Origin of the sequence: Nocardia sp. (assembly GCF_025465275.1) — a bacterium.
In the GTDB taxonomy this organism is placed as follows: Bacteria; Actinomycetota; Actinomycetes; order Mycobacteriales; family Mycobacteriaceae; genus Nocardia.
Genome location: NZ_JAODNK010000031.1, coordinates 44,654 through 62,330, shown reverse-complemented (window position 1 = coordinate 62,330; position 17,677 = coordinate 44,654). Strand labels below are relative to the sequence as shown.

At 65.6% G+C, this 17,677-nt stretch carries 18 protein-coding genes; 12 read left to right on the top strand and 6 right to left on the bottom strand.

The features are described 5' to 3' along the window. Positions 1-4 precede the first annotated feature (4 nt). Complete coding sequence (locus JWN03_RS08070) at positions 5-769, top strand: GAF and ANTAR domain-containing protein (RefSeq protein WP_297612007.1); 765 nt, start codon at positions 5-7, stop codon at positions 767-769. A 266-nt stretch (positions 770-1,035) separates the two neighbouring features. Then, positions 1,036-1,482, top strand: a complete 447-nt coding sequence (locus JWN03_RS08065) for a hypothetical protein (protein WP_297612004.1) — start codon at positions 1,036-1,038, stop codon at positions 1,480-1,482. A 40-nt stretch (positions 1,483-1,522) separates the two neighbouring features. Here the strand turns inward: JWN03_RS08065 and JWN03_RS08060 are convergent, their stop codons facing one another. The 4 genes from JWN03_RS08060 to JWN03_RS08045 all read right to left on the bottom strand — a co-directional run bounded on the left by JWN03_RS08060 (position 1,523) and on the right by JWN03_RS08045 (position 5,587). Beyond that, positions 1,523-2,827: a family 1 glycosylhydrolase gene (locus JWN03_RS08060; protein ID WP_297612002.1), complete on the bottom strand. Its 1,305-nt coding sequence runs from the start codon at positions 2,825-2,827 to the stop codon at positions 1,523-1,525. Between the two features lie 144 nt (positions 2,828-2,971). After that, complete coding sequence (locus tag JWN03_RS08055) at positions 2,972-3,820, bottom strand: universal stress protein (RefSeq protein ID WP_297611999.1); 849 nt, start codon at positions 3,818-3,820, stop codon at positions 2,972-2,974. Between the two features lie 70 nt (positions 3,821-3,890). Beyond that, positions 3,891-5,051, bottom strand: a complete 1,161-nt coding sequence (locus JWN03_RS08050; protein ID WP_297611996.1) for a low temperature requirement protein A — start codon at positions 5,049-5,051, stop codon at positions 3,891-3,893. Positions 5,052-5,107: 56 nt separating this feature from the next. Beyond that, on the bottom strand, positions 5,108-5,587 hold the full coding sequence (locus tag JWN03_RS08045; RefSeq protein WP_297611993.1) for a universal stress protein: 480 nt from the start codon (positions 5,585-5,587) through the stop codon (positions 5,108-5,110). 196 nt (positions 5,588-5,783) lie between these two features. Between JWN03_RS08045 and JWN03_RS08040 the strand changes: the two genes are divergently transcribed. The 5 genes from JWN03_RS08040 to JWN03_RS08020 all read left to right on the top strand — a co-directional run bounded on the left by JWN03_RS08040 (position 5,784) and on the right by JWN03_RS08020 (position 12,659). After that, positions 5,784-6,737 carry an alpha/beta fold hydrolase gene (locus tag JWN03_RS08040; RefSeq protein WP_297611991.1) on the top strand — a complete coding sequence of 318 codons (954 nt, stop codon included), beginning with the start codon at positions 5,784-5,786 and terminating at the stop codon, positions 6,735-6,737. A gap of 343 nt (positions 6,738-7,080) precedes the next feature. Continuing rightward, complete coding sequence (locus JWN03_RS08035) at positions 7,081-8,514, top strand: nucleobase:cation symporter-2 family protein (protein WP_297611988.1); 1,434 nt, start codon at positions 7,081-7,083, stop codon at positions 8,512-8,514. A gap of 127 nt (positions 8,515-8,641) precedes the next feature. Then, a complete protein-coding gene (locus JWN03_RS08030; RefSeq protein ID WP_297611985.1) occupies positions 8,642-10,234 on the top strand; it encodes a flavin-containing monooxygenase in 1,593 nt (530 codons plus the stop codon). Then, positions 10,218-11,636: a cytochrome P450 gene (locus JWN03_RS08025; RefSeq protein ID WP_297611983.1), complete on the top strand. Its 1,419-nt coding sequence runs from the start codon at positions 10,218-10,220 to the stop codon at positions 11,634-11,636. The genes JWN03_RS08030 and JWN03_RS08025 overlap by 17 nt, the downstream gene beginning before the upstream one ends. Positions 11,637-11,714: 78 nt before the next feature. Continuing rightward, entirely contained in the window at positions 11,715-12,659 is a 945-nt protein-coding gene (locus JWN03_RS08020; RefSeq protein WP_297611980.1) for an SDR family NAD(P)-dependent oxidoreductase, read from the top strand. Here the strand turns inward: JWN03_RS08020 and JWN03_RS08015 are convergent, their stop codons facing one another. Beyond that, the gene (locus JWN03_RS08015; protein ID WP_297611977.1) at positions 12,660-13,259 is read right to left on the bottom strand and encodes a TetR/AcrR family transcriptional regulator; all 600 of its coding nucleotides are present in this window, start codon (positions 13,257-13,259) and stop codon (positions 12,660-12,662) included. A gap of 198 nt (positions 13,260-13,457) precedes the next feature. On the opposite strand from JWN03_RS08015, the gene JWN03_RS08010 reads away from it, so the two are divergent. Next, positions 13,458-14,240, top strand: a complete 783-nt coding sequence (locus tag JWN03_RS08010; protein ID WP_297611975.1) for a helix-turn-helix transcriptional regulator — start codon at positions 13,458-13,460, stop codon at positions 14,238-14,240. On the opposite strand, the gene JWN03_RS08005 is transcribed toward JWN03_RS08010, so the two are convergent. Then, entirely contained in the window at positions 14,195-15,364 is a 1,170-nt protein-coding gene (locus tag JWN03_RS08005) for a helix-turn-helix transcriptional regulator (protein WP_297612039.1), read from the bottom strand. The two genes, JWN03_RS08010 and JWN03_RS08005, sit on opposite strands and share 46 nt — an antisense overlap. 103 nt (positions 15,365-15,467) lie before the next feature. On the opposite strand from JWN03_RS08005, the gene JWN03_RS08000 reads away from it, so the two are divergent. The 4 genes from JWN03_RS08000 to JWN03_RS07985 all read left to right on the top strand — a co-directional run bounded on the left by JWN03_RS08000 (position 15,468) and on the right by JWN03_RS07985 (position 17,666). Next, complete coding sequence (locus JWN03_RS08000) at positions 15,468-16,229, top strand: maleylpyruvate isomerase family mycothiol-dependent enzyme (protein ID WP_297611972.1); 762 nt, start codon at positions 15,468-15,470, stop codon at positions 16,227-16,229. A gap of 8 nt (positions 16,230-16,237) precedes the next feature. Further along, positions 16,238-17,041, top strand: coding sequence for an MBL fold metallo-hydrolase (locus tag JWN03_RS07995; RefSeq protein ID WP_297611969.1), 804 nt, complete (start codon positions 16,238-16,240; stop codon positions 17,039-17,041). A 78-nt stretch (positions 17,042-17,119) separates the two neighbouring features. Continuing rightward, complete coding sequence (locus JWN03_RS07990; RefSeq protein ID WP_297611966.1) at positions 17,120-17,278, top strand: hypothetical protein; 159 nt, start codon at positions 17,120-17,122, stop codon at positions 17,276-17,278. 40 nt (positions 17,279-17,318) lie between these two features. Further along, entirely contained in the window at positions 17,319-17,666 is a 348-nt protein-coding gene (locus tag JWN03_RS07985; protein WP_297611963.1) for a VOC family protein, read from the top strand. The last annotated feature ends 11 nt before the right edge of the window (positions 17,667-17,677 follow it).

Sequence of the window (17,677 nt, the reverse complement as noted above, 5' to 3'; positions counted from 1 at the left end):
CGCCATGTCCGATGCACAACTGTCGAGCGGCGAACGAGAGTCCAGGCTCCTGGACGCGTTCGTGCAGATGGCAGACACTCTGGTCGACGACTACGACGTCGTGGATGTCCTGCACGAACTCGTCTCCCAGTGTGTTCAGCTCTTCGACGCCGCCGCCGCCGGAATCCTCATGTCCGACCAGCGTGGTGGTCTGCAGATGCTGGCCTCTTCCACCGAACAGGCCGCAATGCTCGAGCTGTACCAGATCCAGACCAGCGAGGGTCCGTGCTGGGATTGCGTGCACTCCGGCGAACCGGTCCTCGTTGCCGACCTCACCGAAGCAGCGGACCGCTGGCCGAAATTCGTCCCGCAAGCCCTGAACGAAGGGTTCGCCGCAGTGCACGCGATCCCGATGCGACTGCGCCACGAGACCATCGGCGCATTGAATCTCTTCGGCTGCACACCAGAGCCCATGCACGAACAAGACGTTCGAGTCGCCCAGGCCCTCGCCGACACCGCGACCATCGGAATCCTCCAGGAACGAGCCATCCACCGCAGCGAGATACTCACCGAACAACTGCAGGGCGCATTGGTCAACCGCGTCACTATCGAACAGGCCAAAGGTGTTCTCGCACAAGCAGGCAACCTCGACATGGACCAGGCATTCCAAGCACTGCGCTCCTACGGACGGCGCCGCAGCACCCGCCTGACCGAAGTAGCCCGGCAACTGACAACCGGCGAAATCCGTCCTACCACAGTCCTCAACGACCACCACCACAGCAACTCCTGACAGAAACTTCAGTCATATCGCCTTTCCCCTATCGCCAGTACCGTCGGGGCGATCCGGAAATCGGCGGCTGTGGCGGTGCGGACTTCGTCGACGGTGATGCCGGGGGCTGTTTCCAGTAGGAGTAGTCCGTGGTCGGTGATGTCGAGAACTGCGGATCGCCGGCATCACCCTGGATGAGAAGATCGGTGGCACACCTGGCTGAGGTCTACGCGGCAGGTCATCGTTGCACTACTCCGTTGGATGAACCCACCCGAAGGAATCGCATCATGACAGCTCATCCGTTCCGGCGCGGCCTCGCGGTCGCGGCCTGCTCCACCGTGGCGGTTCTGCTTCCCGCCGCCCCGCATGCCGGCGCAGAGATCGTCGGCGTCATCGTCTACAACACCGGTAGCCAGGGTCCGGTCATGGGCTGCCCGCAGACCATCCAGGCGGGCATCACCGATCCGGCCGGCAGTGGATTCGAGATCAGCGACAATGGCGCCCCCTTGGGGCCGGTCACGCTCGATGCGAACGGGGATCCGGAGGTGCTGTGGACCCCCGGCAATCTCGGCTGGCACACCATTGAGGTGCGGCAGCACAAGCCGGACGGCTACACCGCGACCGGGCATCTCGATATCGAGGTCCACCGTGTCGGAATCAATTCCGGCAGTGTGTGTCTCGCCGATGGACTCCCGCTCTGGATCAACCCGCAGACCGGCTCGCTGTTCACCTGAGAAACCACATCGACTCGAGCTTCGTCGGCAAATGCGCCGGTCAGCGTCCCGGGACGCCGACCGGGGCGATGCAACTCGACGGCAGGTCCTGCATGGAGCACAGGGCCGGGGCTCTGGTGGGCAGGTAACCGGCGGGTACGCCGCCGCCGGCGGTGATGTCGTGGTAGGCGCCCACCGCGTCGGTGGGGTGCCGGGTCAGTCCGGGGTCGGTGGTGACGTCGACGGTGTAGAGGCCGAAACGTGGTGAGTAACTGCCCCATTCGTAGTTGTCGGTGATACTCCAGTAGTTGTAGCCCATGACGTTCATGCCGTCGGCCTTCGCGCGCTGCACCCAATAGACGGTGTCGCGCAAGTTATCCGCACGGGTCATGCCGTCTGTGGTGGGTGAGCCGTTATCGGAGGGCATACCGTTCTCGACGACGTAGAGGGGCCGGCCCGGAAACTTCTGCGCATATCGCCGCAGCACGTAGTAGATGCCCTCGGGCTCCAGGACGAGACTCGACGGCTGATTGGTCAGCATCGCGGCCAGATTCGGCGGATTGCTCAGCGATCCGCCGTAGTAGTAATCGATTCCGACGTAGTCGAGTTTGTCGGCGATGCGATCCGCGAAGGACGCATCCGCTTGCCCAGCACCGATAGCCGAGTACGCGATATTGCTGGTGACCATGGCATCGGCCTGCCGGGAGTGGATGTAGTCGTAGATCCCCCGGTGCGCGGTGACCATCCGATCGATCATGGGCGCGACATCGAGCACGCCGAGATCACCGATCCGCTGCTCCTGTCCCACATAGGCCAGTGGCTCGTTGAAGGTGACCCACAGCGGATCGGACCCCGCGTAGCGATCCACCACAGCACGGGCGTTCAACAGCCAATCATTGACCATGCCCGGATTACGCCAGCCGCCGCGATCGACCTCCCACCCCGGGAATACCCAGTGGTCCAGGGTGATCATCGGCCGCATCCCGGCCGCACGAATCCGTGCGATCACGCTGTCGTAGAAGGAGAAATCCCATTCGCCCGGATTCGGCTGCACCCGCGCCCATTCCACGCTGATCCGGTAGACGCCGACACCGAGGTCGGACGCATGCTGGATATCTTCACCGTAGCGATGAAAGAAATCGACAGAATCGCGGTAGCCCTCGGCCCGGCCGGATCCGGCGTAGCGGCTCCAATTACTGTCCGGTGCAGAGCCTTCGCTCTGGAACCCGGAACTCGACACACCCCACAGGAAATTGCTCCCGACCGGCGGTAGCCCGGGATCGGCTGCGGCAGTTCCAGGCGTGATGACCGCGCACAATGCAGCCAGAACGATACATACCAGCGCTAGCAGTGCTCGATGCCCCATCACAACGAGAGTACCTCCCGGAGAGCCGGTTTCACGGCGTACCGACCAGATTGGCAGTGCGCTGCCGCGAAGTACCTGCTGCCCAAATCGTGCCCGCGCACACGATATGTACCGTTTGCTCCATTGATGCAGTAGCGCAGAGAATCAGCCGGCCGACGGGCGGGCGATGATGGTTGGGCAGTTGATCTCGTCCAGCACCGCCTGACTCGTCGAGCCGATAATCATGGCGGACAGCGCGTTCCGCCCATGACTTCCGAGCACCATGAGCTGCGCGCTCGCGGCGCGCTCGATCAGGTGATCGACCGCATAGCCTTCGACGACAACCCGGTGGACCTCGACCTCGGGATAGCGTTCGGCGTAACCGGCGAGATTCGCCGCCAGCAGCGCCTCGGGCTCTTCCTCCAGTTCAGGACGGGTGCCGTGCAACATTGGCCGAGTCCAGGCATGCACGGCAACAAGTTCCGCCGACCGCGACGACGCTTCGTCGAAGCCGATCTCGATGGCCACCGTGCTGTACGCCGATCCGTCGACACCGACCACCACCGGACCGGGCTTCTTGCCACTGTCAGCGCCGGCAGCGGGGACCACCGCGACCGGACAGTGCGCCCGCCGCGCCACCGCACTGCTCACCGAACCGAGCACACTCGAGCCGAGCCCGCCCGCACCGACAACCAGGAGCCGGGCATTCTCGGAGAAATCGACCAGGACCGAAATCGACGGCGTATCGACAACAAACGCCTTGATATCAACGGTCCCGACCGGCGCGGCGGCCTCGATCGCCGCCGCGGTCGCCTGCGCGACAACCGCATCCCCGTCCCGCCGCAGAATTTCTCGATCAGCAGAGATCGGGCCCGACTCCGCTGCCGGCACTCCGGCATACACGAGGTGCAACGGGCAGCCGTGCCGAACGGCATCAATCGCAGCCCAGCGCACCGACGTCAAGGCGGCATCCGAACCATCGATTCCGACAACGATCGGGCGGTTGACATCCATCGCAATCCTCCTCCTGCGCCACAGCGGCCTCGTCACTTGGCTCCGACGCTACCTGGATGCGGCGCAGTAGCTAGATCGCCGGGCGGCGGAGCAGGACTAACGGGCGGCCCGTTGCCACCGTCCAGTGCTCGTAGCCATTGAGCGCGAGGAGGATCGCGGTCACGAGGGACAGCATCACGATCTCCGGCAGCAACGGTGCGGCTGCGGCGAGCGCGGCGAGTACCAGTGCTGTGCTGGTTCTGCCCACGGTGGGCGCGCCGAACATGCGCCAGCGGGTGAAGCAGAATGCCGACACGTAGAGCGCGGCGCCCATCGGTAGTAGGTATCCGGTGACTCCGTGCGGAATCGCGGTCGGCGCCCCGACCATGGTGCGCGCACCCACCGCGACCAGGACCAGGCCGACCACCAGCAGTAGGTGCCCATAGCTCAGCACATCTCGCACCACGCCGCCGCGCACCTGATTGGTGCGCAGCGAATGTTCCACCGCTGAGAACCCGTAGGCGAAGTACAGCCACCACAGCCCACAACCGAGCACGAAGGTCAGCACCACACTGCCCCAGGACACCACCCCGAGCTGGGACTCGGCCGCGGCGGAACCCACCGAGGCCACCATTTCCCCGAGCGCGATGATGACGAAGGTGCCGAACCGCTCGGGCAGGTGGGTCGCACCGAACTGCACGGCCCCGAGCCGCCGCGCCAGCAGTGCCGGACCACCGAAGGCCAGCAGGACCGCAATAATCCAGAGCCCATTGCGAATTCCGCCCGCCGGCGCCGCCGCGGCACCCACCAGCAGGAGGGCACTGATCAGGGTCACGGTGTACGGGTTGATCCAATTGCCGAGGGTCCCCGCCTGCGCAAACGCCCCCTTGCGCCGCACCGCGTCCCACAGCAGCAGCCGCAACACCAGATGCGCCACCGCGAGCAGCATCGGCTGGCCGTATCCGGTGAACGCATGGGGCGCGGTAATCGCGATGACGAACACGCACAACCCGCACGCGAACAAGAAGATCCGCTGACTGTTCGAATCCTCCACTCCGTGCACAGTCAATGTCGTCCCCACCCACGACCACCACATGATCGCGAGCAATAACACCGTCTGGCCCACGGCGGCCCAACTCTGTTCCGCGACCGGCACATGTGCCGCCTGCGTCACCGCGAACACCAACACCAGATCGAAGAACAACTCGGCCCAACTGGCCCGCTCGTGCGCCTCGTGCCGAGGTTCCGTCACTACTGAAATTCCCTGTCCACTTATCTGCGAGATTGCCGAGCGCTATCCGCCAACCACTACGGCACGACGGTCACCGGCCAGCGTCCGGCTCGCACCAGCCGCATAGCGACCGAGCCCACCAGTCGGTGCCCGGCCTGCGCAGAGGCGCCGACGACAACCGCATCGGCGCCGAGTTCGTCTGCGGCCTTTGCCAATTCGGCGAAGGCATCGCCGCGCCGGGTGAGGAATTTCCACCGGATAGTGTAGATGTCCTTGACCCGCTCGATAGATTCTCGAATCTCGCGGTCCAGGTCGTCGGCGATCTCCGACGTAATCGACTGCACATCGGTTCCCAGGGCCGCCACCATCGCCATCCATGGATGGACATAAATGACCGCAAGCAGGGCGTGCTGTCGCCTCGCGAGACCCGCCGCGTAAGCGGCTGCCCGCCACGAGGACTCGGAGCCGTCGACACCGACCGCGATTACCAGCGGGCCGTCGGTACCCAGCTCGAAGCCGGAATTGCCCTGCGCCCCCGGAGTCATTGCCTCGCCCACTACGCCAGCCTAATTCACCGCCGTCGGAGGTACGCCACCATCTCGCCGGCGTTGCCGCCTCGACCCGCTGTCGGCAACCCCCACCTTGGGTGGTGATCTCCTCCCCCTCGGGGGTCCGACCCCAGCACTCGGGGTCCTGATACCGGCGGCGAATACGGCGGACAGTTAGGTCACCACCAGCGAACCGGAGCCTCCAATGTCGATATCCAGCACGATTGCCGCCTCGGCCGAACGTCGTGCCACGGTCTCGACCGAAGACCGTGTGGCACTCGCGGTCCGTGAATACGGTCCGCGAAATGCGAAGCTCACCGTCGTCCTGCTCCACGGACATTGCCAGCGCACCGAATCCTGGACCGACGTCCGCGACGCGCTGTTGCGCCGGTATCCCGGCGCCCGGGTCGTCTGCTACGACCACCGCGGCCACGGCGACTCCGCCACGGCGTCCCGGCAGACCTACAATCTCGCGCAACTCGGCTACGACCTGCGCGAGGTTCTCGACGCCGTCGCTCCCACCGGACCGGTCATCCTCGTCGGCCACTCGATGGGCGGCATGACCGTCCTGACCTACGTCAGCCAGAATCCGCACGAGATCGGCACCCGCATCGCCGGCGTGGCACTCATCGCGACCGCCGCGAGCGGGCTGGCCGACGCCGGCTTCGGCCGCCTCCTGCGCCACCCGATCGTTTCGGCATTCCAGGCCGCCGTGCGGCGCGCCCCGCGCCTGATGCGCCACGCAAAGTTATTGGCCTGCAAGGTCTTCGGACCGATTATCCGGACCGCCGAATTCGGTGATCGCAAGGTCAGCGCGCGCGTGCTCAGCCTCGCCAATGCGATGCACAACGAGACGCCGATCGTCACAATGGCGGGCTTCTTGAGCGCATTCCTGGGCTACGACCAAACCGGGGCCCTTCCTGCCCTGTCGAAGATCCCGACCTTGGTGCTGTGCGGCTCCGCCGATCTGATGACGCCGCCGTCACATTCCATCGCCATGGCCGCCGCGGTCGACTACTCGGATTTCGTGATGATCGAGGGCGCCGGCCACTCGGTGATTCTCGAGCAGCCCAGGCATGTCGCCGAGGCGATCACCCGCCTGATGACGCGCGCAGGCGACGGCCGGGCCGAGGCCACTCATCTCGCCCTCGTCGCATAGTCCGAACAGTCGCGCACAACGATTTTGCACGCCGGAACGGGTGCACGCCATAGCCGCCGAGAACATCCGCGCGGAAATCCGCCGCGATGAATGCGGACGAGAATTGAGCGGATCTGCGAGCACATTTCCGAACGCACCGGCCATTACTCGGACAATTGTAGGATCACACCAAAGCCGGTAATCCTCAGCATGATTCACCTGGACTATCACATAAAACGCAGTGCTGGTGACATTTCTGGAGTTAGATATGTCATTGCGACCTGAACCGGACGTCGGCGCATGGCATTTCGATGTAGCCCCCCGGTTGTTCCGGCCGTATTTCCGCTTGTCCAGGAGACACGCCATGCACATGCGATTTTCGCGCTCCGCTCGTTTATCCGATCCCGCCGCACCGCCGCATCCGGTCGATGAAGTCCCGCGGCCCCCACGACTGGTACTGCTCGGCCTGCAGCACCTGGCGATCATGTATGCGGGCGCGGTCGCGGTGCCGCTGCTCGTCGGCGGCGCACTGAAACTGCCCGCACACACCATCGGCGTCCTGATCAATGCCGACTTGCTGGTGTCAGGCATTGTCACGATCATTCAAGCCGTGGGTATCGGCCGCATTCTCGGTGTGCGACTGCCGGTGGTCGCCGGCGCCACCTTCACCGTGGTCTCCCCCATGATTCTGATCGCCGAGCAATTCGGCGGCGGCGAGGCCGGATTGCCGACGGTCTACGGTGCGATTCTGGTGTCCGGGGTATTCGGCTTGGCCATCGCCCGGTTCTTTGCCAAGGTGGTCCGGTTCTTCCCACCGCTGGTGTCCGGCTGCGTGATCTGTGTGATCGGACTGTCGCTCATCGGGGCCGATGCCGGGCTCATCGCCGGTAATGATCCGAAAGCGGCGGACTACGGCCAGATGTCACACATTGCGCTGGCCGGGCTGGTGATCGCCCTCATCGTGCTGATCCACAAGTTCGGGCGCGGGCTGCTGAGTCAGCTCGCGGTGCTGATCAGCGTCGCGCTCGGCACACTGGTCGCGGTGCCGATGGGCCTGGTCGATCTGTCGGGCGTCGGGCACGCGGGCTGGTTCGGCGTCTCGCAGCCGTTCACCTTCGGCGCACCGCAATTCCATGTCGCCGCGATCATTTCGATGTGCGTGGTCATGCTGGTGACCTTCACCGAATCGACCGCGGACATGGTCGCCGTGGCGGAGATGGTCGACAAGCCGCTGGAACCGGGAGATCTGGCGCGCGGCCTGGCCGCCGACGGGCTCTCCGCGGTACTGGCCGGGGTCATGAACTCGTTCCCCGACACCGCCTTCGCCGAAAATGTCGGCCTGGTCGGCCTGACCGGCGTCCGCAGCCGCTGGGTGGTGGCGGCCTGCGGCGGCATGCTGGTGGCGCTGGGCCTGATTCCGAAGGTCGGCAGTGTTGTTGCCGCACTGCCCGGTCCGGTGGTGGGCGGCGCGGCGACGGTCATGTTCGCCATGGTGACCGCGGTCGGGCTCCGAGTTCTGCACAAGGTTCAGTTCGAGGGCACCAACAATATGTTGATCATCGCGGTGACGCTGTCCGTCGCGCTGCTGCCGGCAGTCGCCCCGTCGATCTACACCCAGTTCCCGGTCAATTTCCAGATGATCGCCAGCAGCCCGATCACCTCCGCGGTCATCGTGGTGTTCCTGCTGAACCTGATGTTCAACCACTGGAATCCGCGCAAGCCCGCGCCGGAGAGCGTGAACCTGTCGAAGGCCGTGGACGCGCCGGAGAGCGAGGACAGCGCGGCGACAGCGGAGTGAAACACCGGAAGGCGGCACGATGCCCGCCTGCGCCAGCGCATTGACACATTGAACACATTGTCATAATTTGTTCAATACGTACTTCTGCGCACAGCGATCGATCCGGAAAGCACACAGGTGAATAGCGATGCCTCCCACAGTGACCGAATGCGAAGTAGCCGTCATCGGAGCCGGACCGGGAGGGATCGCCACCGCGCACTACCTGCTCGAGGCCGGGATCGACAATTTCGTGATCTTGGATCGCGCCGACGACTTCGGCGGATCATGGCGGGACAACACGTATCCCGGCCTCGAGGTGGATATCCCGTCACTGTGCTATCAGTTCACCTTCGCCAGAACCGGACGGTGGAGCAGGGTGTTCGCCGAGGGATCGGAGATCCATCGATACAATCTGGGCGTCGTGGACGACCTCGGTCTGCGCCCGTACTTCCGGGGAAACAGCGAGGTCGTCGCCGAGCGCTGGGATGCCGGCCGCGCGCAATGGGAACTCACCATCGCAGGCAAGGCACCGGTGCGCGCCCGCTATGTCATCAGCGCTGTCGGCGGGTACATCAATCCCAAGCCGGGTCCCGACATCGCCGGACTGGCCGACTTCACCGGAAAAGTATTGCGCCCCAACCACTGGGACCACTCGTATGACTATTCGGGCAAGCGGGTGGCAGTCATCGGCACCGGGTCGAGCGGGGCGCAGATCGCGCCCGCCGTGGCACAGAGTGCCGAGTCGGTCCACTCTTACCAGCGCACGCCCTCGTGGGTGATCCCCAAATCCAACCGGCAGCTGTCGGCACGCGCCCAGCGCTTCCTGGACAACCGGTTCGCGCTCACCGGGATCAATTCGATCATGGCCGGATTCATGAACGTCGCCTTGTTCATGCTGTTCCATGTCCTGCCGCTGCTGCCGGAATCGTTGCTGCGGAGGGTGATTCCCAAATATGACGTGCTGGCACGCCGCTGGTACCGAAAGCTCTTGCGCGACACGATCGCCGACGAGACGACACGCGAGCAGCTCATGCCGTCCTATGGTGTCCTGGCCCGCCGGCCGGTGATGTCGGACAACTTCCTGCAATCGATCGACTCCGGTGCGGTGACACTGGTGACCTCACCCATCACGCGCATCACCGAGACCGGAATCCAGACCGCGGACGGCACCCATCGCGAGGTCGATCTGCTGGTCACCGCTACCGGCTACGAACTGTTCACCGATCCGGAGTCCTACCGGGTGGGCGCGGTCGTCGGTCGCGACGGATTCGATCTGGGCACCTACTACCGAACCCATGAGATGCGCACCTACGGCGGCTGCGCACTGCCGGGCCTGCCCAATCGGTGGGTCCTGGTGGGGCCCGAGGGAAATCAGGGACAGTCCTGGCAGGTCTATGTGGAAGCCGTTGCCCGGCATGCGGTTCGCATCATCGCCGAATCACGGCGGCGGGGATATCCCGTGGCCGAGGTAACCGATGCCGCTTTTGCCGGGTGGGTCCGGCGAATGCAGCACCAGGGCAAGGTGGTTCGTCTCTACGCCACCGAATGCCAGCCCAAGATTCGCACCTACTTCGTCAACTCCAAGGGTGAGGCCCGGTACTACCGGCCGCAAACGGTCAGCCAGATGAATCGGTTTTCCCGGCGCTCACCGCTGTCGGACTACTCCTTCACCAGCGCTACCCGGCCGCTGTCGTCGGCTCCGATCCGGAAAAGCGAACTGGCACATGACCACACAGCGTGACGGCACCGACCCGGAAGCGGCCGGCCGAGTCGCACAGTTCACCGCCGCGGCCCGCCGCGTGCGCATCCCGAGCCGCTCCGACGTACGCACCGCGGTGCGCTGGGGTGTCCGGCAGGGCGTGCCCGGCGTCGCATTGAAACTCGGCGCCCGCACCGGCGATATGTTCGCCCGCCTGAACACCGACCCGGCACTGAAGGCCGATCCGTACGGGTATTACGACCTGGTGCGCACCGCCGCACCGGTGGTGCCGGGCCGGTACGTCATGGCGACCTCGCGCCACAGCGTGGCGATGCAGATCCTGCGCGGCGACGAATTCCGCTCCGGCATACCCGAAGAACTGATGCCGCGCCCGATGCAGGCCGTACTCGAGTGGTCGCGCGATGACGCCGCCGTCGGCGGGTTGACCGATCGGCCGTCGATGCTGATGAACAATGGCGCCGACCATCTGCGGCTGCGGCGGATCGCGAGCAAGGCGTTCACCCCCAAGGCGATCGAGGCACTGCGAACCCGGGTCGGGCAGATCGCGACCGAGTTGCTCGACGAGGTGGAGCGGCGGCAGCACGGCGGCGCTACCGTCGATATCGTGACCGAGTACGCCGGCACCCTGCCGGTGCTGGCGATCGCCGAGATCCTCGGCGTCCCACCGGAATTGCAGAGCACCTTCCTCGACTGGGGTGAGCGCATCCTGCCCGCCGCGGACTGGGGCGTCCCCCTCCGGACCTACCGCGATATCTCGGCGACGCTGCGGGAGATGAACGACTGGCTGCTGCAGCACTTCGACGCGCTGCGGCGCGACCCCGGCGACAATCTGCTCAGCCGCATCGTCTCGGCCTCCGATGCCGAAAAGGCCATCGACCCGGCCGGAGGGCTCAGCGAGGCCGAACTGGTGTCGGTCGCCGGGCTGCTGCTGTTCGCCGGATTCGAGACCACCGTGACCCTGATCGGCGCCGGCACCGTGCGGCTACTCGGCGACCGCGATCAACTCGAACTGCTGGGCGCCCAGCCCGAACGCTGGCGCAATGCGATCGAAGAGATCCTGCGCATCGACGCTCCGGTGCAGTTCACCGTTCGCTACCCCGCCCGCGACACCGAGGTCGCCGGGGTGCCGATCCCGCGTGGGCGGATGGTCGCGGTGCTGCTGGCCGGCGCGAGCCGCGATCCCGAGGTCTTCCCCGAACCGACCCGGTTCGACATCACCCGCGAAAATGCCAGGGACCACCTGGGATTCGGCTCGGGCGCGCACTTCTGCATCGGCGCCCCGCTGGCGCGTCTGGAGGGCGAGATCGGGCTGCGCAAGCTGTTCGACCGGTTCCCCGATATGACGCTCGCCGGGAGGCCGATACTCGGGCCGAACACGACATTCCGTGGCTACGCACACATCCCGACGCGGCTCAACGCCTGATGCACTGCCGGATCGGCAAAGCACATTCCTGGAAAGGTGAAAGACGATGTCTGACAAGGTAACCGACGGGGTGCGCGCATGACGTTCAGCACCGCACTGGAGGTCGTCGACGGTGTCGACCTCGCCGGCAAAACATGTGTGATCACCGGCGCGTCAGCGGGTATGGGGCGAGAATCGGCGCGGGCACTGGCCGCCGCCGGGGCCCATATCGTGCTCGCCGCCCGGGACGCCGAAGCCCTTGCCGCAACACAGGAGTGGATCGGCACGGAGGTGCCCGGCGCGCGGACCACCACGGTCGCACTGGATTTGACGTCGCTGGCAAACGTGCGGGTGGCCGCGGCCGCGATCGGCGATATCGCGCCGCGGATCCACGTGCTGATGAACAACGCCGGAGTGATGTTCACGCCGTTCGGCAGAACCGCCGACGGCTTCGAGATCCAGGCCGGCACCAACCATCTCGGCCACTTCGAACTCACCCGGCTGCTGGTCCCCCAGCTCTCCGCCGCCGAGGGCGCCCGGATCGTCATCCTGTCCTCCGACGGCCACTACATGAGTGACGTCGACCTGGGCGATATCAATTGGCACAAGCGCGAATACGACAAGTTCCTCGCCTACGGCGCCTCGAAGACCGCCAATATTCTGCACATGGTCGAGCTGGATCGGCGGCTGCGCGAACGCGGCGTGCGGGCGTACGCGGTGCATCCCGGCATGGTCGCGACGCAGCTCGCCCGGCATATGACCGCCGAGGATCTCACTACCCTGCGCGGGTACCTGCCCCGGCGCGCCAAGCGCTCAGAGAGCGACACCCGCCCCAAGACGAACTCCGGACCGAGGATCGCGATGCCCGATCAGGGCGCTGTCACCCAGGTGTGGGCGGCCGTGAGCCCCGAGCTCTCCGATACCGGTTCGGTGTACCTCGCGAACTGCGGTATCCGCAGCGATCCGGCGCCTTACACGCTCGACGAAGACCGTGCGGCAGCGCTGTGGGAGGTCTCCGAGAAGCTCTGCGGCGGCGAAGGCTGACTACGGGCTGTCGGCGAGGCCCGCAACGATGTACTCCGAGACGAATCGGCGTACCGCGCGCGGGTTGTCCAGATTCACCCGCATGGGTGGCAGTAGTTCGAAGCTGAGCAGCATCCGCACGATCCACTCGCCGGCTCCGGCCGGTTCCACACCGTCGCGGACGTCACCGCGCTGCTGGGCAGCGCGCACCAGCGGTTCCCACAGGGCGATGGATCGTTTCATCAGGTCGTCGCCGCTATTGCGCAGCAGCAACAGTAGGAGCGATTCGTTGATCCCGCCCGGGGCGATCTCGCCGGAGCGTTGCCGGTGCGCGCAGATCAGCACCGCCGCGGCGGCGACCTGATCTGCGAGCGCCTCGTGCCTGCGCACCTCGGCGGCCATCATGTCGATGAACGCCGATGCCGCGTAGTCCAGCGCTGTCTTGATCGCGGCGTCCCGATTGCCCAGCGCGTTGTACACGGTGCCGCGTGACACACCGGCCGCTTCGGCCACCGCGGTGAGGCTGAACTGCCTGGGCCCCAACCGTTGCAGCGTCACCGTGGTGGCGCTCAACAGCGCGGGTGACACCGTTCGATTCGACTGCTCCACCACCTCGCGCATTTGGACAACTTTATCGATATTGGTTCCCTCGGGCCAACTCGTCGCAGGGTGCAGGGATGAGCGGCTGCAAATAGTGTGCTACCACTATCTGGCCTCGACAGTGCGGCGTGCACCATCCGGCCGACCGATATGGTACGGATACAAGGGTGGTCGAAATCCTCTTCACCAGCTAGTTCGCCGTTCCAGGAGTGATGCGCCGTGACTGTCCAGCAGACTGCTGAGCACGAATATCCGCCGCAGCCACCTACCCTCGGACAATTGCTGCGCCAACTCCGGGACGCGCGGCAGATATCGCGGGAAAGACTGGCGTTCGCCGCCGGTGTGAGCGCCAGCTACCTCACGCACCTGGAACAGGGTCAGCGGGACCGTCCGACCCACTCGGTGGTGAAAGCGCTGGTGCAGCAACTGGATACGGTCATCGAACTGTCGGACACCGAGCATCGGCACCTGCACGATCTGGCGGGTCTGGCCGAGACCTCGGTGCCCACCGTGGCACAACTGCAGGCCGAGATCACCCCGGAAATGCACCACGGCCTGACCCTGCACTCCCCCAATCCGGCCGCGTACTTCGACGTCCGCCTCAACCTGCTGGCCTGCAATAACGCCTACGACACCGCGCTTCCGGGGCTGACCGGCGAGGGCAACTGGGTCCGCTGGATGTTCGGCAACGAGCTGTCGAAACAGGTCATGGTCGATTGGGAGCAGGAGGCCTGGCTCGCGGTATCCCGACTGCGCGGCATTCTCGGCGGATCCGGCAGCCCGGACTGGTTCGCCGAGCTCATCACCGAATACGGTGTCTACCCGCACTTTCGCCGCCTGTGGGCACACAACGCCGCATCCTTCGGCCGGGCGCAGACCCCGGTGCGCCTGCGTGATCCGGCAACCGGCGAGTGCACTCGTTACTACAGCCAATCCTTCGGAGCGCTCTCGATCCGCTACCCCGGCTGGATCGGTTTCGTCTCCTGCCTCCGAATTCCCTGATCCGGCTCCGGCCAGGGCCCGCCGCGCACGGATTTGTCTGCGAGCACGCGTTTCTCGTTGTCCCGGAACCGCGGCTCATAGTGCGTGAAGAAGACCTTGCCGACCAGATCGCGCCGACTGTGCACGCCCGTCTTGTCGAAGATGCTCTTCAGATGCTGCTGGACCGTATATGCGGAGACTTTCAGCGATGCGGAGATATCCGTCGTCGACCCACCCTGCAATACCAGCCGGACGACCTCCTTCTCCCGTTCGGTCAGCCCGTACGCCGACATCAACAGCGGGTAGATGCGACTCGGGTGCGCCGGTTCCACGATCACCGCGATGCGTCGTTCCCGCGCCGATGTCAGGCAGGCGCCGTGCAGCACCACCCACGTCCCGGACCGGGACAACACCCGCGATACGGCCACCTCACCGGCCCGCCCACGCTCCTCCGCATCGCGCAGTGTCCGGCCGGCCAGGGTGGTGACGGCGGCGGGTAACCGGCCCTGCTCCCAGTCCCCGTCGGGCAGCTCGTCCATCCAGCGCGCGACACCGGGCGTCGCGGACTCGATCTCCCAATTCTCTTTCAGCACAAGCAGTCCGGGCGAATCCGCGTACTCCGGCTCCTCCGCCTGGCCGAACAGCAGTGCGCGGCGCGCACCATCGGCGAGACTCGGCGCGACCTCGGTGACAAATGACTTCTCGAGCGCGGAGAACATCGACTCCCCCGATACCCGATACAGCGCCAGCGCACCCCAGACCTCGCCGGAGCGGGTACGCAACCGCGCGATCAGCTCCTGGTCACTGCCCATGATCTGGTTCCGCTGCCAGCGCGGACTGTGCGACGGATCGCCACCACTCGCCTCGTGCAGCGTGGAAATCCCCGCGGCGGAACGCATTACGCCGACAACGCTGTGCACGTCGTCTTCGTAATATTCGGCCGCCAGCCATTCGTTGGGAAACTCATCCAGGCCCAGGTGAAAATGGCTTGTCATCAGCAGCGATGCCGGATCGAGCGTGTACCAGCAGGGCGTCCAGTAGTGCGGGATGACGCCGGCCACCACCTCGCTGACCTCGGTCCACAGCGTGGCGATATCGCGCGGCTCAGCGCACAACCGCGCGATCTTGTCGGCGGCGCGCTGCATCGAATCTGCGCTCACCGAATAAGCGTAGGCGCGTATTACGACCAGCGGAAATACCAGATTTGTGGAATGTCACCCGGCCGGGCGCGCTCGTAGCGTCACCGGTATGACCTCGACCCTCCCGTCCACGCGGCGGACGCTACGCAGCCCGCATCTGGACCACCGAACCGCAATGCGGCTCGCCGCAACCGAATACGACCGTTTCGCCGCGGTGATCTCATCGCTCACCGCGGAACAGTGGACGGCGCCGACGGAGTGCCCCGACTGGGATGTGCGGCAACTCGCCTGCCATGTGCTCGGCATGGCCGCATACGCGGCGTCCATTCGCGAGGGCCGGCGGCAAGCGGCGCAGGCGCACAGTCGCGGCGGGGTGTATATCGACGCCCTGACCTGCATACAGGTGCAGGAGCGCGCGGACTACACGCCCGAACGAATCGTGCACGAGTACGGGCAGACCGCACCACGCGCCGCGCGTGGTCGCCGATGGACGCCGCCGTTCATCCGGGCCCGGCAACTGCCCCATCCGCAGGAGATCGACGGTATCGACGAATGGTGGACGATCGGCTTCGTCACCGAGGTGATCCTCACCCGCGACGTATGGATGCACCGGGTCGACCTGTGCCGCGCGACCGGCCAGCTGATGCGACTCACTCCCGAGCACGACGGCGTGCTGGTCGAGGATGTGGTCACGGAATGGGCTGCGCGCCATGGCAAGCCGTACACCTTGCATCTCACCGGGCGAGCGGGCGGCACCTGGTCGACCGGGTCCGCCGGCGAGACCCACGAACTCGACGCCGTCGAATTCTGCCGCACGATCTCCGGACGCGGCACCGGAACCGGCCTGCTCAGCACCTTCGTACCGTTCTAGGAGATGTCATGCGTATCAATCGAATCGGGCGCGATATCACGGTTCTCGCCGATGAACTCGAGGTGCCCGGCATCGGTCACCTGCCGGTGAACGCGTTCGTACTGCACGCGGCCGAGCCGATTGTGGTCGACACCGGTCTCAGCCTCCCGGGGCGCGGTTTCATGGACGCGCTCGCCTCGGTGCTGGATCCCGTTGACGTGGAATGGATCTGGCTGACCCATCCCGACCGCGACCACACCGGATCATTGTTCGACCTACTCGACGCGGCCCCGAACGCCCGCCTGGTCACGACCTTCGCCGCCGTCGGCATCATGTCGTGCGAGCGGCCGCTGCCGATGGATCGCGTGTACCTGCTCAATCCGGGACAGTCCCTCGACGTGGGCGATCGGCGGCTCACAGCCTTCCGCCCGCCGCTGTTCGACAATCCGAGCACCACCGGGTTCTACGACGATCGCAGCAATGCCTGCTTCGCCTCCGACTGCTTCGGCGCCCCGATGCCGACCGCCGAACTCGCCACCGCGGACAACGTCGGCTACGCGCCCGCTGATGCCGTGCGCGCCGCACAGCACCTCTGGGCAGCCGTCGACAGCCCGTGGGTGCACGTGGTCGACGAAGCGAAATACCTCGCCACAGTCTCAGTACTGCGCAAATTCGCCCCCCAGCGCATTCTCAGCACCCACCTACCCCCAGCTGACGGACGCACCCCGGAGTTCCTGGACATGCTCGCCCTCGCCCCACACGCCGACCCGTTCACCGGCCCCGACCAAGCCGCACTCGAAAAGCTACTGGCAACCTTCGAGCCCGCCCCCTGACACCATCGGCAACATGCCGTCAACACTGTAGGTCTACACTGGACCCGGCGGCTCATACGAGCCGGCTAGGAGGACCGGATGACCCAGAAGGCGTTCCACGATCACACCGGGGATACCGATCGGCCGCTCATGTGGCCGGATCCCAGCCCGCTGAGCAGCTGGTGGGACACCGTCATGGAGTTGCCGCGACGGGATACCGTGCCGAAACCACGGATCACGGGCGCGCACGAGCTCTGAAATCGGGCGGGCGGCACAATGTCGAGATGGACGTCGACGAATGAGCATTCGCCGGGTAGTGCCCGACATTACGACCGCAGATCTGGCTGAGAGCCGGAAGTTCTACGGCCTCATCGGGTTCGAGGAAGTCATGGACCTCGGTTGGGTGGTAACCATGGCTTCACCCTCGAACCCGACTGCTCAGGTCACGCTGGTCGAGCCGGGTGCGGGCCCCGAGCAGCCGGACTTCAGCGTCGAGGTTGCCGACGTGGACGCGGTCCACGAAACCCTCACTGCCGCAGGGGCCGACATCGTGTACGCCCTGCGGGACGAACCCTGGGGCGTACGCAGGTTCTTCGTTCGCGACCCGAGCGGGCGCATCGTCAATGTTGTGAGCCACCGGGACTGAGCCGGGCAGCC

Excerpts from the sequence above, each read along its gene's own strand:
- JWN03_RS08000 (WP_297611972.1), top strand. The coding sequence starts at position 15,468 with ATGACCTCGACCCTCCCGTCCACGCGGCGGACGCTACGCAGCCCGCAT.
- JWN03_RS08015 (WP_297611977.1), bottom strand. The coding sequence starts at position 13,259 with ATGCGCGAGGTGGTGGAGCAGTCGAATCGAACGGTGTCACCCGCGCTG.
- JWN03_RS08025 (WP_297611983.1), top strand. The coding sequence starts at position 10,218 with ATGACCACACAGCGTGACGGCACCGACCCGGAAGCGGCCGGCCGAGTC.
- JWN03_RS07990 (WP_297611966.1), top strand. The coding sequence starts at position 17,120 with ATGACCCAGAAGGCGTTCCACGATCACACCGGGGATACCGATCGGCCG.
- JWN03_RS08035 (WP_297611988.1), top strand. The coding sequence starts at position 7,081 with ATGCACATGCGATTTTCGCGCTCCGCTCGTTTATCCGATCCCGCCGCA.
- JWN03_RS08020 (WP_297611980.1), top strand. The coding sequence starts at position 11,715 with ATGACGTTCAGCACCGCACTGGAGGTCGTCGACGGTGTCGACCTCGCC.
- JWN03_RS08055 (WP_297611999.1), bottom strand. The coding sequence starts at position 3,820 with ATGGATGTCAACCGCCCGATCGTTGTCGGAATCGATGGTTCGGATGCC.
- JWN03_RS07985 (WP_297611963.1), top strand. The coding sequence starts at position 17,319 with ATGAGCATTCGCCGGGTAGTGCCCGACATTACGACCGCAGATCTGGCT.
- JWN03_RS08040 (WP_297611991.1), top strand. The coding sequence starts at position 5,784 with ATGTCGATATCCAGCACGATTGCCGCCTCGGCCGAACGTCGTGCCACG.
- JWN03_RS08005 (WP_297612039.1), bottom strand. The coding sequence starts at position 15,364 with ATGCAGCGCGCCGCCGACAAGATCGCGCGGTTGTGCGCTGAGCCGCGC.
- JWN03_RS08060 (WP_297612002.1), bottom strand. The coding sequence starts at position 2,827 with ATGGGGCATCGAGCACTGCTAGCGCTGGTATGTATCGTTCTGGCTGCA.
- JWN03_RS08065 (WP_297612004.1), top strand. The coding sequence starts at position 1,036 with ATGACAGCTCATCCGTTCCGGCGCGGCCTCGCGGTCGCGGCCTGCTCC.
- JWN03_RS08030 (WP_297611985.1), top strand. The coding sequence starts at position 8,642 with ATGCCTCCCACAGTGACCGAATGCGAAGTAGCCGTCATCGGAGCCGGA.
- JWN03_RS07995 (WP_297611969.1), top strand. The coding sequence starts at position 16,238 with ATGCGTATCAATCGAATCGGGCGCGATATCACGGTTCTCGCCGATGAA.
- JWN03_RS08070 (WP_297612007.1), top strand. The coding sequence starts at position 5 with ATGTCCGATGCACAACTGTCGAGCGGCGAACGAGAGTCCAGGCTCCTG.